17 protein-coding genes and 1 tRNA gene are annotated in these 22,016 nt (G+C 67.5%); 7 read left to right on the forward strand and 11 right to left on the reverse strand.

The genetic code is table 11. The annotated features are described in order from the left end of the window. Positions 1–141: 141 nt before the first annotated feature. On the reverse strand, positions 142–2,592 hold the full coding sequence (gene gghA, locus FZP69_RS11570; protein ID WP_152041446.1) for a glucosylglycerol hydrolase: 2,451 nt from the start codon (positions 2,590–2,592) through the stop codon (positions 142–144). Beyond that, positions 2,589–4,610, reverse strand: coding sequence for an alpha-amylase MalA (malA, locus tag FZP69_RS11575; protein WP_275689357.1), 2,022 nt, complete (start codon positions 4,608–4,610; stop codon positions 2,589–2,591). Before malA ends, gghA begins: the two co-directional genes overlap by 4 nt. Before the next feature lie 271 nt (positions 4,611–4,881). On the opposite strand from malA, the gene FZP69_RS11580 reads away from it, so the two are divergent. The 3 genes from FZP69_RS11580 (at position 4,882) to FZP69_RS11590 (ending at position 10,818) form a co-directional block, all read left to right on the forward strand. Beyond that, positions 4,882–9,426: a glycoside hydrolase family 15 protein gene (locus tag FZP69_RS11580; RefSeq protein WP_152041448.1), complete on the forward strand. Its 4,545-nt coding sequence runs from the start codon at positions 4,882–4,884 to the stop codon at positions 9,424–9,426. A 589-nt stretch (positions 9,427–10,015) separates the two neighbouring features. Continuing rightward, the gene (locus FZP69_RS11585) at positions 10,016–10,222 is read left to right on the forward strand and encodes a hypothetical protein (protein WP_152041449.1); all 207 of its coding nucleotides are present in this window, start codon (positions 10,016–10,018) and stop codon (positions 10,220–10,222) included. Positions 10,223–10,344: 122 nt separating this feature from the next. Next, the gene (locus FZP69_RS11590; RefSeq protein ID WP_152041450.1) at positions 10,345–10,818 is read left to right on the forward strand and encodes an SRPBCC family protein; all 474 of its coding nucleotides are present in this window, start codon (positions 10,345–10,347) and stop codon (positions 10,816–10,818) included. Between the two features lie 36 nt (positions 10,819–10,854). On the opposite strand, the gene FZP69_RS11595 is transcribed toward FZP69_RS11590, so the two are convergent. Next, complete coding sequence (locus FZP69_RS11595; protein ID WP_152041451.1) at positions 10,855–11,505, reverse strand: class I SAM-dependent methyltransferase; 651 nt, start codon at positions 11,503–11,505, stop codon at positions 10,855–10,857. 88 nt (positions 11,506–11,593) lie between these two features. On the opposite strand from FZP69_RS11595, the gene FZP69_RS11600 reads away from it, so the two are divergent. Beyond that, a complete protein-coding gene (locus FZP69_RS11600) occupies positions 11,594–12,028 on the forward strand; it encodes a VOC family protein (RefSeq protein WP_152041452.1) in 435 nt (144 codons plus the stop codon). 12 nt (positions 12,029–12,040) lie between these two features. On the opposite strand, the gene FZP69_RS11605 is transcribed toward FZP69_RS11600, so the two are convergent. The 4 genes from FZP69_RS11605 to FZP69_RS11620 all read right to left on the reverse strand — a co-directional run bounded on the left by FZP69_RS11605 (position 12,041) and on the right by FZP69_RS11620 (position 14,741). Next, positions 12,041–12,982 (reverse strand): DMT family transporter, encoded by a 942-nt coding sequence (locus FZP69_RS11605; RefSeq protein WP_152041453.1) that lies wholly within the window; start codon positions 12,980–12,982, stop codon positions 12,041–12,043. Between the two features lie 25 nt (positions 12,983–13,007). Continuing rightward, positions 13,008–13,820, reverse strand: a complete 813-nt coding sequence (locus FZP69_RS11610) for a class I SAM-dependent methyltransferase (RefSeq protein ID WP_152041454.1) — start codon at positions 13,818–13,820, stop codon at positions 13,008–13,010. A gap of 90 nt (positions 13,821–13,910) precedes the next feature. Beyond that, entirely contained in the window at positions 13,911–14,321 is a 411-nt protein-coding gene (locus tag FZP69_RS11615) for an acyl-CoA thioesterase (protein ID WP_152041455.1), read from the reverse strand. 144 nt (positions 14,322–14,465) lie between these two features. Next, on the reverse strand, positions 14,466–14,741 hold the full coding sequence (locus tag FZP69_RS11620) for a hypothetical protein (protein WP_152041456.1): 276 nt from the start codon (positions 14,739–14,741) through the stop codon (positions 14,466–14,468). A 313-nt stretch (positions 14,742–15,054) separates the two neighbouring features. Between FZP69_RS11620 and FZP69_RS11625 the strand changes: the two genes are divergently transcribed. Continuing rightward, on the forward strand, positions 15,055–15,408 hold the full coding sequence (locus tag FZP69_RS11625) for a 2Fe-2S iron-sulfur cluster-binding protein (protein ID WP_152041457.1): 354 nt from the start codon (positions 15,055–15,057) through the stop codon (positions 15,406–15,408). 76 nt (positions 15,409–15,484) lie between these two features. Here the strand turns inward: FZP69_RS11625 and FZP69_RS11630 are convergent, their stop codons facing one another. Beyond that, positions 15,485–16,468 (reverse strand): ferritin-like domain-containing protein, encoded by a 984-nt coding sequence (locus FZP69_RS11630; RefSeq protein WP_152041458.1) that lies wholly within the window; start codon positions 16,466–16,468, stop codon positions 15,485–15,487. Positions 16,469–17,028: 560 nt separating this feature from the next. On the opposite strand from FZP69_RS11630, the gene FZP69_RS23415 reads away from it, so the two are divergent. After that, positions 17,029–17,232, forward strand: a complete 204-nt coding sequence (locus FZP69_RS23415) for a phage NrS-1 polymerase family protein (RefSeq protein WP_394350161.1) — start codon at positions 17,029–17,031, stop codon at positions 17,230–17,232. Positions 17,233–17,713: 481 nt separating this feature from the next. On the opposite strand, the gene FZP69_RS11635 is transcribed toward FZP69_RS23415, so the two are convergent. Together FZP69_RS11635 and FZP69_RS11640 are read right to left on the reverse strand one after the other, a co-directional pair. Then, a complete protein-coding gene (locus FZP69_RS11635) occupies positions 17,714–18,112 on the reverse strand; it encodes a ribonuclease HI family protein (protein ID WP_152041459.1) in 399 nt (132 codons plus the stop codon). Positions 18,113–18,578: 466 nt separating this feature from the next. Beyond that, positions 18,579–18,652, reverse strand: a tRNA-Tyr gene (locus tag FZP69_RS11640). Between the two features lie 99 nt (positions 18,653–18,751). Between FZP69_RS11640 and FZP69_RS11645 the strand changes: the two genes are divergently transcribed. Beyond that, entirely contained in the window at positions 18,752–19,543 is a 792-nt protein-coding gene (locus FZP69_RS11645) for a class I SAM-dependent methyltransferase (RefSeq protein WP_152041460.1), read from the forward strand. 94 nt (positions 19,544–19,637) lie between these two features. On the opposite strand, the gene FZP69_RS11650 is transcribed toward FZP69_RS11645, so the two are convergent. After that, complete coding sequence (locus tag FZP69_RS11650; protein WP_152041461.1) at positions 19,638–22,016, reverse strand: N-6 DNA methylase; 2,379 nt, start codon at positions 22,014–22,016, stop codon at positions 19,638–19,640.

The following is a 22,016-nucleotide window of genomic DNA, read 5'->3' on the forward strand; positions in this document are numbered from 1 at the left end:
AGAGCACCCAGAACGTCGGGAGACCGAGACGGTGGGGCAGCGCGCGCGTCAGCGTTCGGTTACTGAGCCACGGAACGTCCCCCCGTCTCCAGCCGGTTTTCGGCTGGTCGACGGAAGTCCCGGCGGTGGCCGGCGTTCGACTCAGGGCTCGCGTCGCCAGACGATCCCCTGGGCGTTGTCGAGCTCCACCTCGTCGCCGCCGTCGACGCCGGGTGCGGCGAGTGCGACCGCCCAGTCGTCGGTCGGGATCGAGGGCATCTCCGCCTGCAGGATCTCGGGTGAGACCTCGACCGGGACGCCCTCCATGTTCGCCGCGAACAGCAACTGTTCGTCGCCGTCGGGCGAGATCCGGAAGCCGTAGTAGACGACTGTTCCCTCGGTGGGGTGGCGGTAGCCGTAGTACTCCTCGCTCTCGAAGTCGACGTCCGAGCGGAGCCACGGGCGTTCCTGGCGGAACTCGCGAACCTGGAGGTCGAACGCGGTCCGCTCGTCGTCCTGGGCGTCGTGCCAGTGCGAGAGGTTCGCGAAGTCGTGGACGTCCTGCATCCACGCGTAGCCGTACGCCTCGAGGTCGTCGGCCGCGAGGTCGTCGCCGAGCGGCTGGTCCATCTCCGAGAGCATCGCCGCCATCACGTCGAGGTCGTACTCCGTCGACTTGACCGTCGCGGACAGGGCGTCCATGAACGTCAGCAGTTCCTCCTTCTCCTCGAAACCGAGCTCTTTGACCCGCTGGAAGTGGTCCGGGCTCTGGAACTGTTCCTCGCGCACCTGCCAGTAGAGGAACTTCGACTCGTCGGAGACCACCTTGACGTTCCAGATCGAGTCCGTGTCGCGGACGAACCCCCACGGCGCGCGCATGTTGGCGTGGACGAAGTCCATCGGCACCCCCGGCGCGAAGCAGTAGAAGAACATCGACGACGCGGGGTTGTTGTACGCGGCGTCGAGCGTCTCGGGGTAGTCCTCACCCAGATAGGGGTTGACGGGCGACTGGTTGAACGACACGGTGGGGTCGATCTGCGTCCCCCGCCGGATGGTGTCGTGGTTCGCCACCCCCGTGAGCCACTGGCTGCCGAACTCACACACTTCGCGGACACGCCACCACTTCGTCGCCCAGAACGTCAGCAGGGCGGGCGTGTTGTGCGCGAACGTGATCGGCGACCACTGGAACGAGTGGGGGTGCTGTTCGATCAACGCGCGATACGAGGAGGCGAGCTCCCAGTCCTCGCGCGGCCACGGCCGCCCGTCCTCGTAGATCATCCACGGGCGGTACTCGGTGCCGGCGACCTCCTGCGTGACGCGGTCCATCTCGGCGAGGAACGCGTCGTCGTGGACGTTCTCGTCGCGACCGGGGTCGTAGTAGGTGAAATCCTGTGCGCCGTCGACGCGGATGCCGTCGGCACCGTAATCCATCCGGCGGCGCTGGAGTTCGAGCAGGATCGCGCGGACGGTGGGGTGTTTGTAGTGCAGGTGTTTGCCGTACATCCCCGGCCCCTCGAAGTAGTCGTCGTTGAGGAGTTCGGCACCGCGGTTGTCGGCGTGACCGAGCGCGACGTCGAACACCACCTTGATCGGGTCGGGGAGGTTGTGACACGCGGCGATGAAGTCGACGAGTTCGTCCGGACGGCCCGTCTCGAGTACGGCCGGATTGGTCGCCGAGTACGCCGAGACGACGATGTCGTACCCCCAGTTGATCATGTCGGGGCGGTCGACCTCGACGGAGAGCGTCCCCTCGCTGTCGTCGTCTCCCGCTCCACCCGCGCCGTCTGCCGTCTCCGCCCGCCAGTAGTCGTCGAACTCGCGGTTCTCCGTGAGGGGTTCGACGGGCATCAGCTGGATGCCGTCGTAGCCGACGAAGTTGCGTTCGGCGGGGGTCAGCTCTTCGCCCGATTCGAGCTTCTCGCCGATGGTCTCGTAGTGGCGAGCCAGCCCCCCGAGCGTGCCGTCCTCGGTGGCGGTGCCGGGGTGGATCTCGACCATCGCGTTCGCGGGGTCCACGCGGGGAAGCCCGTCGTGTTCGGTGGTGGAGACGCGCTCGTCGCCCGTTCCGAGCGCCTCGAAGTAGTCGCGGTCGGCGCGCGAGGCGTCGAGCGACGCCCAGTCGTACAGCTCCGGGGGGGCGAACGCGCCGAACGGCGTCGAGTACGCGAGCGGGTCCGTGACGGTCTCTTCCCCGTCGTCGGTCTCGTACACCAGCCGGTAGAACGCCCCGAACTGCTCCCGCGTGCCCGCGCGAACGTCCTCGACGGCGACCCAGTGGTAGTCGCCGTTGCGGTCGACGTCGACGCGGTCGCGGTGGAACTCGATCTCGTCGCCCTCGTCGTCCAGGGACTCGTAGTCGATCCCCTCGGTCGGCGTCAGCAGTTCGAGCGAGACGGCCTCGGCCGCGACGCCCTCGTCGAGGAGTTCGGGCGTCCAGAAGCCGAACTCGGCGACCCCCGCGTCGGCGTCGTAGTGGGCTCCCAGCCGGGTGACGATCTCCTTCGCCGCCTCGAAGTCGTCGTCGTGATCGGCGACGACGGCGTCGTGCCACTCGACGAGGGCCGCGGTGGCGTCGTCGTCGCGGCTCGGTTCGGTGTACGTGACTTGGCTCATCGCTCCTCGAGGACCGCGACGCTCTCGACCTCGACCGTGCCGTCGGAGACGACGGTCTCTCCGCTGACGAGGTTGGTGGCGTCGACGTCCGCGTCGATCTCGGCGTACTGCGGGGCGTCACCGAAGTTGAGGACGACGACGACCGACTGTCCCTCGGCCTCGCGGCGGAACGCGGTGACCTTCTCCGAGGAGGCCTCGTAGTCGATACGACCGATCTCGCCGCGGAAGTTCAGCGCCGGCGTCTCCGAGCGCATCTCGATGAGGTGTTCGTAATGTTCGCGGACGTCGTCGCGGGCGTGATCCCACGCGAGCGCGTCGCGGCGGCCGCGCTGACCGATCTCCTGGCCGCCGTACAGCATCGGCACGCCGGGCAGCGTGAACAGCGCACCGGCGCTGGCGAAGGCGGCCTCGTCGCCGCACTCGACGATGTAGCGCGTCTCGTCGTGGTTCTCCTGGTAGAGCATGAACGACGCGTGATCCGGGAAGCCAACCTCGGTCCGCTGCTCGATGGCGTCGAGGATCGCGTCCGCGGGCTGGTGACCGTCGCCCACCTGCCGGAGCGTGAAGTACAGCGTCGTGTCGAAGTGCATGTCGAACATCCCCTCGTGGAAGTCGGCGATGTAGGGGATGGTCTCGTCGAGCAGCAGGAAGTCGGGGTCCTGCGACTTCACGCGGTCGCGCAGCTCCTGCCAGAAGGTGAACGGGACGGCCCACGCCATGTCGCAGCGGAAGCCGTCGACGATCTCGAACCACTGCTGGACCGCGTCGAGCAGGTAGCGGCGCACCTCGAGGTTGTGGTAGTCGAAGTTGGCGATGTACTCCCAGTCGAAGTACGTCCCCGGTTCGCCGTTCTCCTGCCACTCGTACCAGTCGTAGTACTCCGAGTCGGGGTTCTTGTAGGCGTCTTGGAAGAACGGGTGCTGGCGCGCGGAGTGGTTGAGCACGAGGTCGAACAGCACCTTCATGCCGCGGTCGTGGGCGGCGTCGACGAACTCCTGGTACGCCTCCATGTCGCCGAGGTCGTCGGCGACGGAGTAGAAGTCGACGATGTTGTAGCCGTGGGGTGCGTGGTCGTTCTGCAGGACCGGCGTGAGCCAGAGACAGTCGACGCCCAGCTCCTCGAGGTAGTCGAGCCGCTTCTGGATGGCCGCGAACGTGTTCTCGGCCTCGTCGTCGTCGGAGGCGAAGCCGCGGACGTAGATCTCGTACAGCGTGATGTCCTTCGACCACTCCGGCGGCTCGTAGAGGCGGCCGGTCTCGACCTGTTTCTCACTGGGGTCGTGCGTCGCCACCCCACCGTCCGTCCGAGCACCCTCGCCGAAGTCGATCGTCGTCCCTTTCACGCGGATCTCGATGGCGTCCGCGACCGAGTACTCCGAGTCGATCGAGACGGCGTGGACGCGCGTCTTCTCCTCGAACGCCTCCGTTGGAATCGTGAGCGTCCAGCCGTCGACCGCCACCTTCGAGTCGTCGACCGGCCAGCGGTCGTCGACGAGGAACTCCACGGAGAGGTCCTCGCGCGGCGTCGAACTGTTCGGGTTGGGCTGTGGGTCGGCCTCGACGACGACCGTGTCGCCCTCGACGCGACCGTGGAGCGTGACCCGGGGACGACCGCCGCCGGTGCCCTCCTTCTTCGCGCCGAGCGCGCCGCTCCCGGAGCCCGAGACGCCGGAGATGCCGGAGACGCCCGAGACGCCCGAGACACCGGACATCCCCGACTGCCCGGACATCCCCGACTGCCCGGACGAACCGGCACCGCGGCCGCTGGGGGCGAGTTCGCCCGGGAAGACGCGGATGGTGAGTTCGTCGACGCCGAGCGGACCGGTGAGTTCGAGGACGAACGTTCCCGCGGCGTCGGGCGTGAAGTCGACGACGGGCTCGTCGCCGAACGAGAGCTGGCTCGAGATCGGTGCGGATTTGACGCGCCACGTGTAGTCGGCGTCCGGATCCGGATCGCGCGGGGCGACCTGAACCGTTTCGCCGACTGCCATGAACTGAGGCGGACCTGGATGGTGCATGGGCGCTAGTGGAGAGAGGAGCCACTTTTGTTTTGCGAAAGCGACGAGTTATTGACTACGGGTGTAGTGGTCGACGCTCGCCCGGTCGGAAACTGATTTACTACTGATGTAGTGGTCGACAAGACAAATTTATATGCCTGCGCTAATGAACATCCGAAGAACGCAGTATAATGAACCTGCCGCTCGAGCGACGTCCGCCAACCGACCGAGGGGACGGACACCCCGGGTGGATTTCGTCAACACTTATGTACTCCGACCGTTCCTTCACGCCATGAGACTGAGAACCGCACTGAACGAATACAAACGGGACCGCGGGGAGCGGTTTCCCGAAGAGTCCCCGACGGCCGCCGGGGCGTTCTCCGGCCACGGCGACCGTCTCGTCTACGTCGACCCGTCTGGGTCGATCAGGGACTACTCCTCGTCGCTCTCCGGTCTCTACGGTATCGATCGGTCGCGCTTCGGCATCGAAACCGACGACGGTACCCGGTGGTTCGACGAACTCGAACCCGTCCGCCAGCACTACTACCGCGAGACGACGCTCGTCGAGACAGAGTACGACGCGGGCGAGTACACGGTCCACCAGTACGACCTGACGCTCGGTCGCGCCCACGTCACCCACGTCGAACTCCGCGGTGCGATCCCCACGGACGCGCATCTGACCGCCTTTCTCACGTTCGCCCCCGAGGGACGCGAGACGCGCGTCGGGCGGCTCATCCACGAGGAGGGTGGCCCGAACGGGACGAAGGCCGTCGAGGTGTTCCACCGGACCGAACACGACTACGTCACCGCCTCGACGGGGCTGGACGACGTCCGGGGGCAGATCCCCGAGCGGTTCGACGAAGTGCTCTCCGACGACGCGTTCGAGTTCCCGCGCGAGGCCGTCCTCGAACGGTACGAGGACACCCACCTGAGCGGCGACGTCGTCGTCAGTGCCCCGCTCGAACGCGAGGGTCGGGCCGTCCAGACGACGCTCGTCACGCAGCTCTCGAACCACTCGGAGGTCAGCCGGGAGGACGCACTCGCGGACCTCCGCCACTGCGCGCTCAACCACGCCACCGCGGACGAACTTCGCACTGGCGCGCGCGAGCGCGCGGAAGTGTACGTCCCGGAGGATACGCCGCGAGAGGAACTCTGCCGGGCGGATCTCCGCGCGCTGTCGCTGCTCACGGCGCCGACCGGGGCTCACATCGCCGGCCCCGAGTTCGACCCGTTCTACGCCCACTCGGGCGGCTACGGCTACACGTGGTTCCGCGACGAGGCGGAAGTGAACAAGCACCTGCTCGAAGCCGACCAGACGTTCGACCTCGGCGTTCGCGACCGCCTCGCCACCAGTGCTCGCTTCTTCATCGACACGCAGCTCGACGACGGGTCGTGGCCGCACCGCGCGTGGGCGTCGGACGGCTCGCTCGCTCCCGGCTGGGCTCACGCGCGCGTGGAGAAATCGAAGAAGCCCGAGTACCAGGCCGACCAGACCGCCGCCGTCCTGACGTACCTGGCGACGATCCTGCGGGACCGACGCGAGGACCTCGACGACGAACTCGCCGGGGCGATCCAGCAGTCGCTCTCGGACGGCGTCGGCGCGCTCGACGAGACGCTCGACGACTACGGGCTCCCCGAGACGTGCCAGAACCTCTGGGAGAACATGGTCGGGCAGTTCACTCACACCACGGCCGCGTACCTGCAGGCGTACGCGGCGGTCGCACGGGCACCGGTTCGCGACGAACTCCGCGAACACGCCGCGGCGCAGGCCGACGTCGTGTTCGAGGGACTCGAGGAGCTGTGGAACTCGAAGCAGGAGACGTACGTCCTCCGGCTGCGGGGGAACAACTTCGACTCCCGCCTCGACTCGGGGACGCTGGCGCTCGTCGACGCCTTCGTCGAGTACGACGCGGTCTGCGACCTCCCCGAGACGCACGTCGACCGGCTCGTCTCTCACGTCGAGACGACGCTCGATGGGCTGTACCGCGAATCCGGCCACGCGAACGTGAGCGGCCTCATCCGGTTCGAGGAGGACTACTGGCGCTCGGCCGAACAGCACGACGAGAAGATCTGGTCCGTCTCGACCGCGTGGGGCGCCAGCGCGGCCGCCCGCCTCGGCGCGTTCCTCACGGAGCGCGACCGCGACGACGAGGCGGCGGCGTGCTTCGACGAAGCCGCGAACCTGTACGAGTGCATGGACCCCTCCAGCGGGCTCGTCACGTCGGCGGGCTACCTCGCCGAACAGGTGTTCGACGACGGGAGTTACGACTCCGCCACGCCGCTCGGCTGGCCCCACGCCGTGCGCCTGCAGACCACCGCGCTGCTGTCGCAACACGACGCCCTCCCCGCACCGAAGGCCGCCCCGTCGGGGCCGGAGGACCGCCCCCGGTGGACCACCGGCGAGAAGTACGGCGTGGGGACCGTCGCCGACCACCGCGCGGAAGACCCCTCCCGGGTGTGGTTCACGCTCACCGAGGGGTCGCTCACCGAACTGCGGTTCCCGCGCGTCGACCTGATGAACCTCCGGACGCTCGACCTCCTCGTGGTCGACGCCGACGAGGAGTCCACGTACACGGCGCGGACGCACAACGAGACCCGCCGCGACGACCACGCCGACACCATCGAGCGACACGCCGAGATGACCGAGGACGACGCGCTGCTGTTCAGACACGTCATCACGGAGACCGGCGACGGTCGCGGCCACGAGTGGGAGCTCACGGTCGAGTACGCCACCGACCCCGAACACGACGCACTCCTGGCCGACGTCCGGTTCGAGGCCGACGACGACAACGAGTACGAGCTGTACGCGGTCGCCGACACCGCACTCGTGAACACGGGCTCGCAGGACCGCGGTATCCGACTGGGCCAGATGGGCGGCTACCACCTCGTCGCCCGCGACGCCGAGGCGTACGACGTCGGCGAGGCCGGCGAGCCGCTGTTGATCGACGAGGACGGCGACGAGTACTCCGTGGCGGTGGCGCTCACCTCTGCCGGACGGTTCGACTGGGCCACCGTGGGGGTCGCTGGCTCCTCACACCTCGCGGAGCTGTTCTCGAAGGGCGTGCTCCCAACGCCGCAGGAGCGCGTCGAGAACGAGAGTGTCGTCCTCATCGGCCGCATCGGGTCGGGTCCCGACGTCGAGGAGACGCTCGCGCTCGGCTTCGCGGAGAACGCCGACACCGCGGCGGCGCTCGGCGAGGCCGCAGGGGCGCTCACCCGTGGCTACGAGACGGTCCGCACCGCGTACGCCGACTCCTGGGAGGAGTTCCTCGGGGACAAGAGCGTCCCCGACTCGGTCTCGAACGACGACGCGCTCCTCGCGCAGTACAAGGCCGCGCTGATGTCGCTTCGCGCCGTGGAAGACAAAACGTTCCAGGGTGCGGGGCTGGCGTCGCCGTCGGTGCCCTGGGGCGAAGCAGTGGCCGCCGAGGAGTCGAAGGGGTACGGCTACAACTTCACGTGGTCGCGCGACCTCTACCAGGTCTTCACCGTCTTCGAGGCCGTCGGCGACATCGAGACGGCGATCGACAACCTGTCGTACATCTATAACTACCAGCAGGACGACCGCGGCTTCATCCCGCAGAACACCTACCTCAACGGCCGGACGAGGTGGGGTGGCGAGCAGATGGACAACATCTCCTTCCCGCAGGTGATGGCGTACATGCTCACTCAGCACGGCGTCACGTTCGACGACGTCGACTACTCGTACGCGAACGTCAAGCGCTCGGCGGACTACGTCGCACGAAACGGTCCGCCCACGGCACAGGAACGCTGGGAGGAGGAGGCGGGCTACTCGCCGTCGTCGATCGCGGCGGAGATCGCCGGCCTCGCCTGCGCCGGCGCGGTCGCGCTCGACGAGGGCCACACTGCGGACGCGCTCATCTGGCTCTCCCTCGCGGACGACTGGACCGAACACGTCGAGGAGTGGACCGCCACGGAGACGGGCACCGAGCGCCACACCAACACGCCGTACTACGTCCGCATCACGCGCGACGGTGACCCGGAAGCGGGCCACCTTCGGACCCTGGCGAACAACGGCCCGACGCTCGACGAGCGCGAGATCATCGACGGCGGCTTCCTCGAGTTGACTCGGCTGGGCATCAAGCCGTGGGACGACGAGACGATCAAGAACACCATCGAGGAGGTCGACGCCACGATCAGGGTCGACACGCCCCACGGGCCGGCCTTCTACCGCTACAACGGCGACGGCTACGGCGAGCGCGAGCGCGACGAGGAGGGTGCTCCCTGGTCGGTCGAAGCAAAGGGGAAGGGTCGGCTCTGGCCCATCTTCACCGGCGAGCGCGCCGAGTACGAACTCCTCAACGAGGAGACGGCGGAGGACGCGCTCCAGCCGGAGAACATGCTCCGGACGATGCAGCGGTTCGCCAACTCCGGCCGGATGCTCGCCGAACAGGTGTGGGACCGCGAACACTCGACGGCGTACAACTGGGAGTTCGGCGAGGGCACCGGTGCGGCGACCCCGCTGGCGTGGTCGATGGCACAGTACGTCCGCCTCGCACACGGCATCGACGCCGGCGCACCCGTCGAGATGCCCACGTTCCTCCGCGAGCGCTACCTCGAGTCCGACCTCCCCGAGGGACCGTCGCTCCGCGTGAACACCCGGTTCGAGGGCGACAGCCTCGTCATCTCCGGCTCCACCGACGGCGTCGTCGTCTCGATCAAGACGCCGAGCGAGACGCGGCTCGTCGAGCCCGAAGACGGCGAGTTCTCGGCGAAACTCGGCATCGAGTACGGCGAGAACCAGATCACCGTCGCCGCCGCGACCGACGAGGATCTCACCGTCGCCGGCACGACCGTCACGCGCTTTACGCTCTGAGCGACGGTCGCGCCCGCGGCTCTGAGCGGCTCGTGCTCGCGTCCGTGGCCGGCAGGGGTCTCCCTTTCCGACCGACCGTACCGGTGTCTCCTTCTCGACACGTGTGGTGACGAGTCGTCCGTTCTGTACACTCCAGTACGGTCGTGTCCGTGTGTTTCCCGGTAGCGTACCTGAAACAGACTTATACCGGTTTCTCACAAGCACTGTGACAGGAGGCGCACGGACGCGCCCCTCGTTTCGAGAACCTATGACCACCGTCCTCCACCTTCACCTCGACTGGCGCTCGGCTCTCCACCGGTAGCCACTGGGACACCCCGCAGTGTACTGACGGCACGTCGCCGTCCGATCACCTCCACGGGGTCCGTCCCGACCGTCGCCACCTGCGACCGGTCTCCGTCACGGCTATCCGGTCGGTGCGTCACGTCGTCGGTGTCGTTCCGTCACTCGCACCGTTCGCGTGGTCTCCGTCGCCCGTGACGGACCCGACGCTCCTGACGGCACCGACGAACCCCTCCGGCCCCTGCGCCCCGCGCCCCGTTCGCCGCGACGCAGGTCGGTACACACGACAACCACCCAACCACAGTCCGCGATGGTTCAGATCGTCCCTCCACACACCCCGCTCGAATCGCACGAAGACCAGCGAGACGCCGTCCAGCGACGCGCGGCGCCCGCCGTCACGTCGGTCGCGATCGTGACGTGCGTCGTCCTCGCCGTCGGTCTGTTGACGTACCCCATGTTGCTCTCGGCCGCGTTCGCGACGTTCGGCGTCGGCCTCGTCGTCGGCCGCCGGCTGTAATCGCGGGCCGGCACCGAGCCGTTCGGCCTCCGAACGTTCGGTCCTCCATCCGGTCTCGCCCGCGTCGCCGGTCGGGACGACACGACCGGTGCCCCTTTCTTTCCGACCCACCAGACGACAGTATGGCGAGATACCAGCGGCGGACCCGCGTCGCGGCACCGCTCGACGAGGTGTGGGCGTTCCACTCCCGGATCGAGGGGTTAGAGGCGCTCACGCCGAACTGGATGCATCTGCGGGTCGAGGCAGTACGCGGGCCCGACGGCGACGACGACCCCGCCGTGCTCGACGTCGGTACACGGATCCGACTCTCGACACAGCCGTTCGGCGTCGGCCCCCGACAGACGTTCACGTCGCGGATCGTCGCCCGCGAGGAAGGGGAGGGGACGGCCACGTTCACCGACGACATGACCGACGGACCCTTTCGGCGGTGGGAGCACACCCACCGCTTCTTCGCCGATGGCGACGAGACCGTGATCGAGGACGACGTTGAGTACGCCTTCCCCGTCGGCGACGCCCTCCTCGGACCGCTCTCGGTCGTGGGCTTCGAGCCGATGTTCCGTTACCGCCACCGGAAGACGCGCGAGCTGCTGGAGTGAGCCGGTTCCCGAACCCACACCGCCGCCCGGTGAGTTTCACTCGCGACGCGCCAGCACGAACAGCGCCGTACTCCCGAGCGGGTCGTCGACCCGCCGCTCCCACTCGATCGCGAAGCCGGCCTCGCGGAGCTGTGACTTCGTCGCTTCCGAGCCGGGGGTGCTCCAGAACATGGCGTGGCCGCTCCCCAGCCAGTTCCGACGGACGGACTCCGACCGCCCGGATCCGACGGTGGTGAGCACCGCACCACCCGGCCGGAGAACGCGAGCGAACTCCCTGTAGACGCCCGGATGTTCCTCGCGGGGGACGTGGAAGACGGCGTGGTAGGCGGTGATCGCGTCGAACGACTCCTCGACGAACGGGAGCGCGGTCATGTCGGCCTGCACGACCGCGGCCCGGGGGACTGCCCGACGTGCGAGGTCTAGCTGGACCCGCGAGAAGTCGAGGCCGACCACGTCGAGCGCGGGATCGGCGTCGTGGAGGGTGGCGATCGTCCGTCGACCGTCACCACAGCCGACGTCGAGCACGCGAGCCGGACCGTCGGTCCCGTCCGCGAGGTCGGCCGCGAGCTCCCGAAGCAGGTCTGTGTCGGGTCCGTCGGCGCGTCGGGCGGCCGCGTAGTCGTCGGCGACGGCGTCCCACGCCCGCCGAACGGCGTTGCGGCGCGCGGCCCCGTGTTCGTCGGTCATAGGGGAGAGACGGACGGAGCGTTCCTGACGCTTGCGGCCGACGGCGGACGGGCGACACGGTTTTCGGGCGTCGACCGAAAGCCCGGGTATGGATCCTGACACCGACGCGGTCGACGACCTCTCCGTCGTCGACCTCGACCACGTCGCGCTCCGCGTCGCCGACCTCGACCGCGCCCTCGCGTTCTACCACGACCTGCTCGGGCTCCCGATCAGGGACCGCGAACGGTACGACCGGGGCGACGTCCCCTACGTCGCAGTGGTCGCGGGCGGCCGCCACCTCCACCTGGTTCCCGACGAGTCGTTCGACGCCGCCGACGTCGGCGGCGAACACGTCTGTCTCCTCCTCCGCTCGTCGGCGGTCGACTCCCGGGCGGAACTGGAGACGCTCCTCGACGACCTGGCGGCGGCGGGCGTCGAGGTCGAACCGGACGAGCCGAAGAAACGCTACGGCGCGTACGGCCGGGCGTGGGCGGCGTACGTCCGCGACCCCGACGGGCGACGCGTCGAACTCAAACTCCACTGAGCCGATGTCGTCTCAGGCCCCCTCGGGCCGGCCGTCTGCCTCGGGGGGGTCGCTCGTCTCCGTCCCGCCGGCGGTCGTGACCGCGATCCCGACGAGGACCACGACGCCACCGGCGACGGTCGCCCCCGTCGGCACCTCGCCGAGGAGCACGAGCGCCAGGAGCGTCGATCCGAGCGGTTCTCCGAGGAGCGAGACGCTCACGACGGAGGAGTCGACGTGAGCGAGCACCCAGTTGATCACCGTGTGGCCGAACAGCCCCGGACCGACCGCCATCGCCGCGAACAGCACCCACTCGCGGGGCGGGTACCCCCCGAGCGGGTGTCCCTCGACGAGGGTGACGACGAGGAGCGTGAGGGCGCAGACGGTGTAGACGACCGTCACGTAGGGGACGAGCGAGACGCGCTGACGGATCGAGCGACCGGCGAGGACGTATCCCGCGGCGGCGACGGCACCCACGACGGCGAGGCCGTTGCCGTACAGCGGGCGCTGGCCGGCGAGCGCGACGCCGGAGAGGAAGTCGCCGAGCGACATCGCGACCATCCCGGCGACGGCGACGAGGATGCCGGCGGCGCGGCGACGACCGACCCGTTCGTCGAGGAGCACCCAGGCACCGAGCGCGACGAACAGCGGCTGGGACTGCACGAGGGTGACCGAGGCCGCCACGGAGGTCCACTCGAGGCTCTCGAACCACGCGGCGAAGTGGACGGCGAGGGCGACGCCCGTCACGCAGGCGACGAACGCGTCCCGGGCGCGCAGTTTCCGGAAGTCGGCCCGATACCGGGTGAGTGCCCACGGGAGGAGGAGACCGACTGTGAAGACGACCCGGTACATCGCCTTCACGACCGAGGGCGCAGCCGAATACCGGACGAGGATAGCGCTCGTCGAGACGGCGACGATCGCCACGGCGAGGGCGGCCAGCGGCGGCGTCCGGCGTTCGAGGGCGACGAGACTCACGTCGAGGGCGTGGGTGGCGACCGGTTTACGTCTGCCGTTCGTCCACCGCGGGACCGGACGTTCCGTCCGTCTGGAGACGGAGACGGAACAGTCGCTTCGGGACGACGAACGACTCGACGCCGTCGGGACCGAACGCGACCTCGAACCGCTGGACCGCGCCCGGCGGGGCGTGCTCGAAGCGCCGCCGGAGCTTCCGACGGCGCTCGCCGGAGACGTCGGTGCGGTCACACCAGGCGGCGAAGTCGAGCCGCCGCGTGACGCTCGCGACCGTCTCGACGGCGAATCCCGCGGCCTCGAAGCGTCGACGCCACGCGTCGGGCGTGTCGAGGCCGACGTGCGTCGGATCGCGGCGGCGTTCGACCCGGTCGAGAAACGCCGCGAGACGCGCGTCGTCGGGAGCGACGTTGTCCTCGAACGCGAACACGCCGCCGGGGACGAGGACGCGTGCCGTCTCCGCGACGAACTGTTCGGGCGCGGGGAAGTGGTGGGCGGCGATCCGGCACGACACGGCGTCGAACGTCTCCGCGGCGAAGGGAAGCCGTTCGGCGTCGGCGACGCATCCCTCGACGCCGTAGGTCTCGACCGCAGTGGCGACCATCGTCGGTGCGGCGTCCGTGGCGACGACGGTCCGGACGCCGACGTCTGCGAGCGCACCCGCGGTGTGCCCGGCCCCCGTCGCCATGTCGAGCGCCCGGTCGGCGTCGGCACACCACGCCGCGAGCGTCTCGAGGTCCGCTCCCGTGCGGTGGGCGTCGCTCTCCAGGTAGTCGGGGGCCGCCGCGTCGAAGCGGGCGGCGGTCGTACGCTTGTCGTCGGGCGTCGGGTCGCCGTCGGTCACGACCTGCGTTCGGTGGGGAACGATAGAAACCTATCCCCGTTCGGTAGCGGTGTGGTTTCGACACGTCGTGTCGGGTCGACCGACCCCCGACTACGACGCGTCCGAGCGTGCGGCCGCGACCCGCTCGCGCCACGCTTCCGGCACCTCGGTCGGCTCCCTGTCGCCGTCGACGGCGACCTGGACGGTCTCCGCGGTTGCGACGGTGTCCCCGTCGTATCGGAGTTCGTACCCCATGGTGAAACTGGTCCGACCGAAGTCGGTGATGCCGACCGCGACGGTCGCCTCACCGACGTCGGAGATCGCCTTCCGGTAGTCGAGTTCCAGCCGTGCGACGACGAAGCTGATGTCGTGGACGCCGCTGTCGAGCACGTGGTCGAAGTAGTCGACGCGGGCCTCCTCGCAGAGCGTGGCGTAGACCGCGTTGTTGACGTGGCCGAACGTGTCGAGATCGGAGTATCGGACCCGGACGGTGGTCTGGTAGTGGAGATCGGGATCAGTCACATCGGAGAGTCCGCCGCCGCGTCGAAAACACCGTCGGTCGCGGCGCCGATGGACAGCGACCGGACGTGTCGACGGGGGTGACCGGGGCACGCGACCGGCCCGCGTCTCGGCCGACCTGGCGAGACCGACGATCGGGCGGACGCGTCAACCGACGACGTCGAGTCGTGACCGAGACGAGACGGAGGGGAGCCCACACGCCTTCCAGACGTTCGCTCGACCACCGACGCGGGTCATCTGTACCGGGATCGTCGTCCCGGCGGGGAGCGCCGAGAGCACGGAGCGGATCCGATCGGAGGCGTAGTCGACGAGGTAGCGCGTCTCCTTCGTCCGTTCCACCTCGACCGTCATCGTTCCGTGGTCGTTCATCGACCGTCTGACCACGATTGGAACGGCTGGAGGGAGGGCCCCTTGTCGGCTCATACGTATCGGTCCACCGCCCGGCTACTTAAATTATAGTCCTACTGGTATGTTCCAGGTCTTGTCAATCAATAGCACTCTCGAGAGCCGTGTACAAGGCCGATACGCTCAATAACGTCGAGTGTCAGAGAACAATCGTGAATGGCGAACTGTTCGGGCAAACCGAGCGTCGAGTCGGTGGTCGTCGCGTGCGTCTCTCGCAGCCACCACGTGCCGGACGTGTCGCGTCCACCCGGGTCGAACCGTCGGTGCGTTCGGCTCGCGCGACGGAGTCGGCTGGTGAGCGAGTCGGACGACGGCGACGGGGGCGTCGCACGTGACCGACACGGACGGGGACGACGAGGAAGCGCGAGTCACACTCGTCGTCCGGCACGGCACCGGGGAGACGACGCTCGGCGTGCGCCAGGGTCGGGTCCTCCGCGACGTCCTCCTGGAGTACGGGTTCTCGCCGTACTCACGGGCTACCGAACGGCTCAACTGTGGTGGCCGTGGCCTGTGTGCGACCTGCGGCGTTCGTCTTCGGGCGGGACCGGCACCCGACCACTGGCACGACCGACTCGCCGACCGGTTCGGCTACCCACGGCTGTCGTGTCAGGTCGAGGTCGAGGAGGGGATGGTGGTCGAACTCGACGAGGAGAAACTGGTGTGGGGCCGGCGGGAGTCCGGGTAACTGACGCCGAAAGACCACTGGCCCGGCGAACGATTATCGCCCCGAGTCGCTCGGACCGCTCCTCCGGCCGAGCACCCTATCCGCAGCGGATCTCCGCTCGGGTCTCGTCACTGAGCCGTTCGTTCGACCCGGGCTCGAACGCGACGAGGACGGCAGTTCCGCTGGGAACCCCCCGCTTCGTGTACGACTCACCCGGGTCGAGCACCGGGCGTCCATCGACCGCGTCGACGCCCTTGCCGTCGATGTCACGGAGTTCGACTCTCCGCTCGGAGACGTTCGTCACCGTGACCTTCGCCGGGTTCGAGACGTCACAGTCGACTGCCACGTCGAACGGTTGGTCGGAGTCGCTCGCGTCGCAGTCGACGATGAACCCGCCGGCCGCGTCGAGCACTTCCTGCTTGGTTCGCGTGGGGTCGAACGACTCCGGGAACGGATCGGCGTCGGTGAGGAAGTTGAGGTACGACGCGTGGCGTGCCTCCACCGTGGCGATGGTCGCCCCGGCGGTCAGCAGTTCCGCGTCCTCGATCAGACTGATCGCGCCGTCGTACGCCGAGACGCCCGTGTTCTCCAGCACGGCCGCGATGGCGAGGAAGTCGTCGACGTCGTCGACGCCGAAGTCGTAACACGCCTCCTCGACGGGATCGCCGCCGAGGTCTTCGATGATCTCCGTGAGGGTGTCGACGTGGGCCTTCTCGTGGTCCCTGACGTCGACGAGGTTCGGCCGGACGTCCTCGCGGGTGCGGTTGCCGAAGCCGTTCAGCGTCTTCGCCCGCCTGAAGTCCTTCTCGTCGAACTCCTCGAGGAGGTCGCGGTAGAACGCGTACTCCAGGTGTTCGAGCGTGAGCGCGAAGTTCAGCACGTCGACGTCGCTCGTGTCGTCGTCGTCCGCGTCGTGTGCCAGTGCCTCGCTCGACCCACCGAGCGCTAACACGAGCGCCCCGCCGCCGAGCGCGGCCGACTTCTGGAGGAACGACCGCCGCGAGGAGAGCGATCCGTTCTTCAGGCTGTCGACGATGCGTCGCGTCTCGGTCGCCGTCTCGCCGGTGTCTGTGTCAGACATGCAACTCGTGCCAGGATGGTTCGACATAAACTGATTTTCCGGAAAGTGGCCCGACCGCCACCGACGTGTCACCCAATCACCAGGGAATTGTGACCCAAATCCGTCGCCCCCCGTCGCCGTGGAGCTCGCAAAACTGAGCCGGATCGTTCGCCTCGTCGAGCGTCGCGTCGACTCTCCTACCTCGCTCGACGCGGTACGACGATGTGGAGGAGACGAACGACTCCTCTCCGGTAGCTGGGGAGATGCTCGGTGCAGAGGGTGAGAACCTCCCCGAGGAACACTCCCCATCGTGCGACGGTTCGACTCCTACACCAGCCATCGAGTTCGGGCACGGGCTTGCACGTCATCGCAGAAGGCGAGCGATTGGACGGCCACACGCCTCGTGGTGACGTGTCCGAGAGTGGTCACCTCGATACGTACGACGAGAGCCAGTGCTTCGTCCTCACGGGAGCGGTGTACGACGGTTTCATGTCGAACGAGAGTCGCCCGCTGTCGTCCGAGAGGTACTCCAGTTGTGGCGAGGGAGTAACGAGGGACGACCATCCGCATTGGAGGCGGATATGGCCTTCGTGAAGCAACTCTACGACTGGTGTCAGGGCGACCAACAGTTGATGGACGAGTGCTTCCGAGGCTCTGGTCGGATGCGTCCGAAGTGGGATGAGGCACACTTCTCTGACGGAGCCGTCTATGGGGAGATGATCATACGGAAGATCTGCCGAACCAACAGCAACACTTTTGCAGGGAGATACGTGGAGCGGCAATAGGCATCTGAACCATCACCCTCACAGAATAATCAATACAAAAGAACGAAATATTTGTATGTCTCTTAGTTCTGAAAGAACGAAATATTTATATGACTCGTCCTACTTGTTAGGAACGCAATGCCCGGTGCATGTTACTTTTGTGGCGGAAAAGTCAATAATGGACAAGACGGCGTCAAATGTGTTGGTTGCCCCTCTTGGCTCCATGTCCAATGTTTGGACAAAAATGGGCTATTAGAAGAGAGAGGTGGAGGTATATTTAGTAGTGGAAGTCTATATGGCAAATGCCCCAACTGTGGGAAGGAAGGTTCTTTAGACGTCAACGCCCGGATGGGAGACATCTGAATACGGTATCGGCGATCTATTTAACACTCACAGCGGCTTCCATATTATCGTACAAGAGTTCCACGGAGGTGATTTCTGGAGACTGGAGTGCTTCCATGTGGTTTCTTCCATATAGCGCCTTTCCCAAAGTCAGTCTCCCTCAGTCGTCCAACTCTCGATCTACCAACTCATCAGCCCGTAGGTTCTCCTCTCGGTCGACCCACGCTATCTCGAACGTCTCGAACTCCTCGGACAAGTCCCGTGCGCGGTCACGAAGTTCACGGAGGTGTTGCTCGTTCGTCTGCCAGCCATCCATGACCTGCCTCACCACCAACTGCGAGTCACCCCTCGCGTCAACCTCGGTGCACCCCTTCTCGGAGGCGACCTCCAACCCTCGGATGAGAGCGTGGTACTCCGCTTCGTTGCAGGTGGCTTTGCCGAGGTGGTCACTCCCCTCATCAGACCAGTCCTCGACCTCTATCGTGTAACCGATGGCCGCAGGACCGGGATTGGAAGGACGAGCGCCTCCGTCGAAGTGGATGACTGCAGGTGTGGTCATCTCCACCCACCACCTGTGTTATCTCGGCTGACCATCGCTCGATGCGTGTCACTCTGTGTTGTGATTTGAGTCATCGTATCTCCCCATCTTATCTTCTGACAATCGGGCGCCCTTCACGGGGTGTTTCACATAGAGGGCATCTGATCGAGATTCGACATCGACCCTACCTCGGTCGCATATGTCTGGGCTCTCAGCAGACTGATCTTCGAAGTCGGGGTGGCTCCCTTCTGTAGGGGCGAGTTCAACGCGCTCATAAAAAGAAAACACTTCGCTCAAGACTTGTGCGAACGCCCGAGAGCAGTTCACGACTTCGTCCGAAAGAACTAGGTCCTCTCAGCGTGTTCGGCTATCCGCGAAGGCACGACAGCGGTAACCCGAGCAAGGTGACCTGTTCAACTCACAACGGGCGAGCGGGAATCGCACGACAGCGCCACTCCCGTCAACTCCGAAACGACAGGTGAGAAAGTCCGCTCTCCCCGATTTGAACGGGGGGCAAGCCGATCTACAGTCGGCTGCTCTACCAGGCTGAGCTAAGAGCGGTCATCGTATCGTAGTCGGGGCTCGAAATTTAAGCGTTCTCATTCCGTCCGCCTCCGCCGACCCCCGACGCTTACCTCGTGGTCGACGTACGTGGATCGGATGAGCGACGAACCGGACGGGTGGGACGCCGACCGCTACGACGACCAGTGCGCGTTCGTCTCTGAGTACGGCGAGCGCGTGACCGACCTCCTCGACCTCGCACCGGGCGACCGCGTCCTCGACCTCGGCTGTGGGACCGGCCAGCTCGCGCGACGACTTACCGAGACGGGAGTCGACGTGACCGGTGTCGACAGCTCCCGCAGCATGATCGACGCGGCCCGCGAGCGACACGGCGAGCGCGACGGGCTCCGGTTCGTCCACGGCGACGCCCGCGACCTCCCCGCGCTGTTCGAGGACGCGAAACCGTTCGACGCCGTCTTCTCCAACGCGGCCCTCCACTGGGTTCCGGACGACGACCACGACGCCGTCCTCGGCGGCGTGACGACGTTGCTCACGTCCGGGGGCCAGTTCGTCGCCGAACTCGGTGGACGCGGCAACGTCGCCCGGATCGTCGACGGGGTGCGGACCGAACTCGACACCCGCGGCTACGACTGCGAGAGCCCGTGGTACTTCCCGAGCGTCGGTGAGTACGCCCCGCGGCTGGAGGCGCACGGACTGGAGGTGCGACGCGCACACCTGTTCGACCGTCCGACGGAACTCGACGGGGGTGCCGACGGACTGCGCGAGTGGCTCGCCGTCTTCGGCGACGAACTCCTCGCGTCGGTGCCCGACGCGGAGGTCTCGAGCGTCGTCGACGCGGTCGACGACCGACTGCGCGACGACCGCTTCCACGACGGGGTGTGGATCGCCGACTACCGACGGCTGCGGTTCCGTTCGGTGAAGGTGGCGTAGTCGCGGCCGCGGTCGTCGCCGCGACCGAAAAAGTCGAAGCACACCAGAATCGGTCGATTCCGCCGGTCGCCGGCACGGATCGCGTCTGCGGTCGTCACGTCTGCGTCTCGCCGTCGCGTTCTTCGAGGAACCGGGTCGTGACCGCGTCGACCTCGCGTTCGACGGGGACGAGTTCCGGGATCGTCAGCCGGTTGTACGCCCGCTTCGAGCGATCCGTGTACTCGGGCACGATCTCGTGTGCCTGGCGCGAGAGGGTGGCGAGCCGCTCCTGTACCGGCGTCGCCTCCCACGGCGGGAGGGACAGCGAGGAGACCACCGACTTCGAGAGGCTGGCTTTCGTGCTCCCGGCGACGTCGCGCAGACAGCGCTGGTACGGCGCGGCGTTGAGCAGCGCACAGAGGTAGTGCGCCTCGCGTTCGTCCTCACAGGCGACGAACATACAGTGGTCGCCGGGGACGACCGACTTCTCGCCGAGGAGCGCGTCGTCGACCGTCGACACGACGGTGAAGTGTGGGTTGAAGCCGAGGCGACACCAGACGACCTTGTACGGGGCCCACGTGTACGGTCCGAGACCGAACAGGGAGTAGAAGGGACCCGCATCGAACCACGACGACCCTCGCGCCTCCAGGCGGTCGCGGTGGCGGACGAGGTAGTCGTACGTCGCAGGCGCCTCCCGTGCGAGGACGCGTTCGTTGTCCTCCCCGGCCTGTCGCTGGGGCACGAGGAACCGATCGTGGCCGAACAGCCCCCACTTGACGACGTGTTTCGACCGGAGGTACGGGTAGACGTGCGTCGGTTCGAGCTCTCGGAGCAGCTCCCGATCGACGGAGAAGACGGCCTTGGCGTCGTCTTTCAGCCCGTGTCTGATCCGGTAGGCACACTCACCGAGCGCGTCGACGTCGGCGTCGACTCGGTGCCACGGCGTCGTCCTGTCGTCGGGGTCGATGGGCCTGAGAGCCGTTTCGGTCCGCGAGAGCGTCGCCCGGAGCGCGGCGAGAGAGCCGAAGTCGGGAGCGCGATCCGTCGGCTCCCACACGGTCGTCGGGACGGAGGCCGGTCCGGTGGTCTCCATGCCCGTGTCCGTCTCCATGCCTGTATCCACGTCCGTGTCCGTGCCTGTATCCATGCCCGCCTCCGTGCCTGTATCCATGCCCGCCTCCGTGTCCGTCTCCATACCCGCCTCCGTATCCGCGTCCGCTCCCGGGGACGAACCCGTTGAGCCGACCCGGAACAGGTAGAGGGCGGCCGCGGCGTCGACGCCGCCGAACGGGTCGAGCGCGGAGAAGTCGTGGACGTGTTCGATGGTGAGCGGCCGCGAGCCGACCCGTCCCGAGCGCAGGAGCCGTCCTGCGGGACCCCTGAGGTGGTCACGCTTGAGGACGAACGCGGCGACGCCGTCGTCGTGGAGGTAGCGGTCGAGACAGGTCCAGACGAACGGGAGCGAGAGGTCGTCGTTCCCGTGACCGAGGCGAGCCGTGGCTCCCTCGTGTTCGAACAGTCCAAGGCGCTCGATCGGCCCGTCTCGAAGCCGCGTCTTCTGCGCCTCCGGCAGTCGTTCCCAGGGGATCCACGGTGGGTTCCCGAGCAACACCATCGCCGACCCGGCGAGGTCTCCCGGAGGGTCGTCGGTGAGACCGAGCGCGTCCCCGACGAACACCGGCAGCGAGAGCGAGTCGACGTCGGTCTCGACGACGAGGGGGAGCACGGTGAGCAGGTACGCCGTCCGGGCGGCGGCGACCGCGACCGGGTTGACGTCGACTCCCACGACGGTCTCGGTCAGGCGCTTGAGCGCCGTGGCTGGACTCGTCGACGCCTCGCGCGCCCCGGCTCGCTTCCGGCGGAGTGCGGCCGTCAGAAACGCGCCCGCCCCACACCCCGGATCGACGACCACTGCCGTCGGAAAGTCCTCTACGGTCGTCGCGGCCGCCTCAACGCCGAGGTCGGCCAGTCCGGGCGGGGTGTAGTACTCGCCGAACACCCGGCGCGACCGCGACGGGACGACGCCCTGGTAGAGGCGACGGAGGTCGTCGACGTCCGTCGCGAGGAGCATCGCCGGGTCGACTGGCGTGGGCTCGTCTCCGGGTTCGATCGCACCGGCGTCGCCGGCGGCATCGACGGCGTCGGCGTCGACGAGAGAGACGTCGACGACGTCGTGGACTGACGAGAGGTCGAGTCCGTCCGAGGGGGTGTCGACAGTGAGATCGAACGTCGTCTCGACCGTTCGGTAGAGGGTGGAGACGGCCGCGTCGAACGAGAGTGCGTCGAGGAACAGCTCCCGGGCAGAGACGGTTCCGGCGGCGTCGACAGCGGACGCCTCACTGGCGTCGTCGAAGACGGCTCCGTGGTGTGTTCGGACGTGGTCGCACCAGTCGTCGAAGACCGACGCGACCTGGCCGTCGCCCGCGTCGAGCCGCGAGGCGAGCCGTGACCGATAGTCGTCGACCGCCGCGAGGTCGACACCGGGCAGCGTCAT

Source organism: Salinigranum salinum (genome assembly GCF_009176545.1).
Classification (GTDB): Archaea; Halobacteriota; Halobacteria; order Halobacteriales; family Haloferacaceae; genus Salinigranum; species Salinigranum salinum.

Excerpts from the sequence above, each read along its gene's own strand:
- FZP69_RS11630 (WP_152041458.1), bottom strand. The coding sequence starts at position 16,468 with ATGTCTGACACAGACACCGGCGAGACGGCGACCGAGACGCGACGCATC.
- FZP69_RS11620 (WP_152041456.1), bottom strand. The coding sequence starts at position 14,741 with ATGAGCCGACAAGGGGCCCTCCCTCCAGCCGTTCCAATCGTGGTCAGA.
- FZP69_RS11600 (WP_152041452.1), top strand. The coding sequence starts at position 11,594 with ATGGATCCTGACACCGACGCGGTCGACGACCTCTCCGTCGTCGACCTC.
- gghA (WP_152041446.1), bottom strand. The coding sequence starts at position 2,592 with ATGAGCCAAGTCACGTACACCGAACCGAGCCGCGACGACGACGCCACC.
- FZP69_RS11635 (WP_152041459.1), bottom strand. The coding sequence starts at position 18,112 with ATGACCACACCTGCAGTCATCCACTTCGACGGAGGCGCTCGTCCTTCC.
- FZP69_RS23415 (WP_394350161.1), top strand. The coding sequence starts at position 17,029 with ATGGCCTTCGTGAAGCAACTCTACGACTGGTGTCAGGGCGACCAACAG.
- FZP69_RS11580 (WP_152041448.1), top strand. The coding sequence starts at position 4,882 with ATGAGACTGAGAACCGCACTGAACGAATACAAACGGGACCGCGGGGAG.
- FZP69_RS11595 (WP_152041451.1), bottom strand. The coding sequence starts at position 11,505 with ATGACCGACGAACACGGGGCCGCGCGCCGCAACGCCGTTCGGCGGGCG.
- FZP69_RS11585 (WP_152041449.1), top strand. The coding sequence starts at position 10,016 with ATGGTTCAGATCGTCCCTCCACACACCCCGCTCGAATCGCACGAAGAC.
- FZP69_RS11650 (WP_152041461.1), bottom strand. The coding sequence starts at position 22,016 with ATGACGCTGCCCGGTGTCGACCTCGCGGCGGTCGACGACTATCGGTCA.
- FZP69_RS11590 (WP_152041450.1), top strand. The coding sequence starts at position 10,345 with ATGGCGAGATACCAGCGGCGGACCCGCGTCGCGGCACCGCTCGACGAG.
- FZP69_RS11645 (WP_152041460.1), top strand. The coding sequence starts at position 18,752 with ATGAGCGACGAACCGGACGGGTGGGACGCCGACCGCTACGACGACCAG.
- malA (WP_275689357.1), bottom strand. The coding sequence starts at position 4,610 with ATGCACCATCCAGGTCCGCCTCAGTTCATGGCAGTCGGCGAAACGGTT.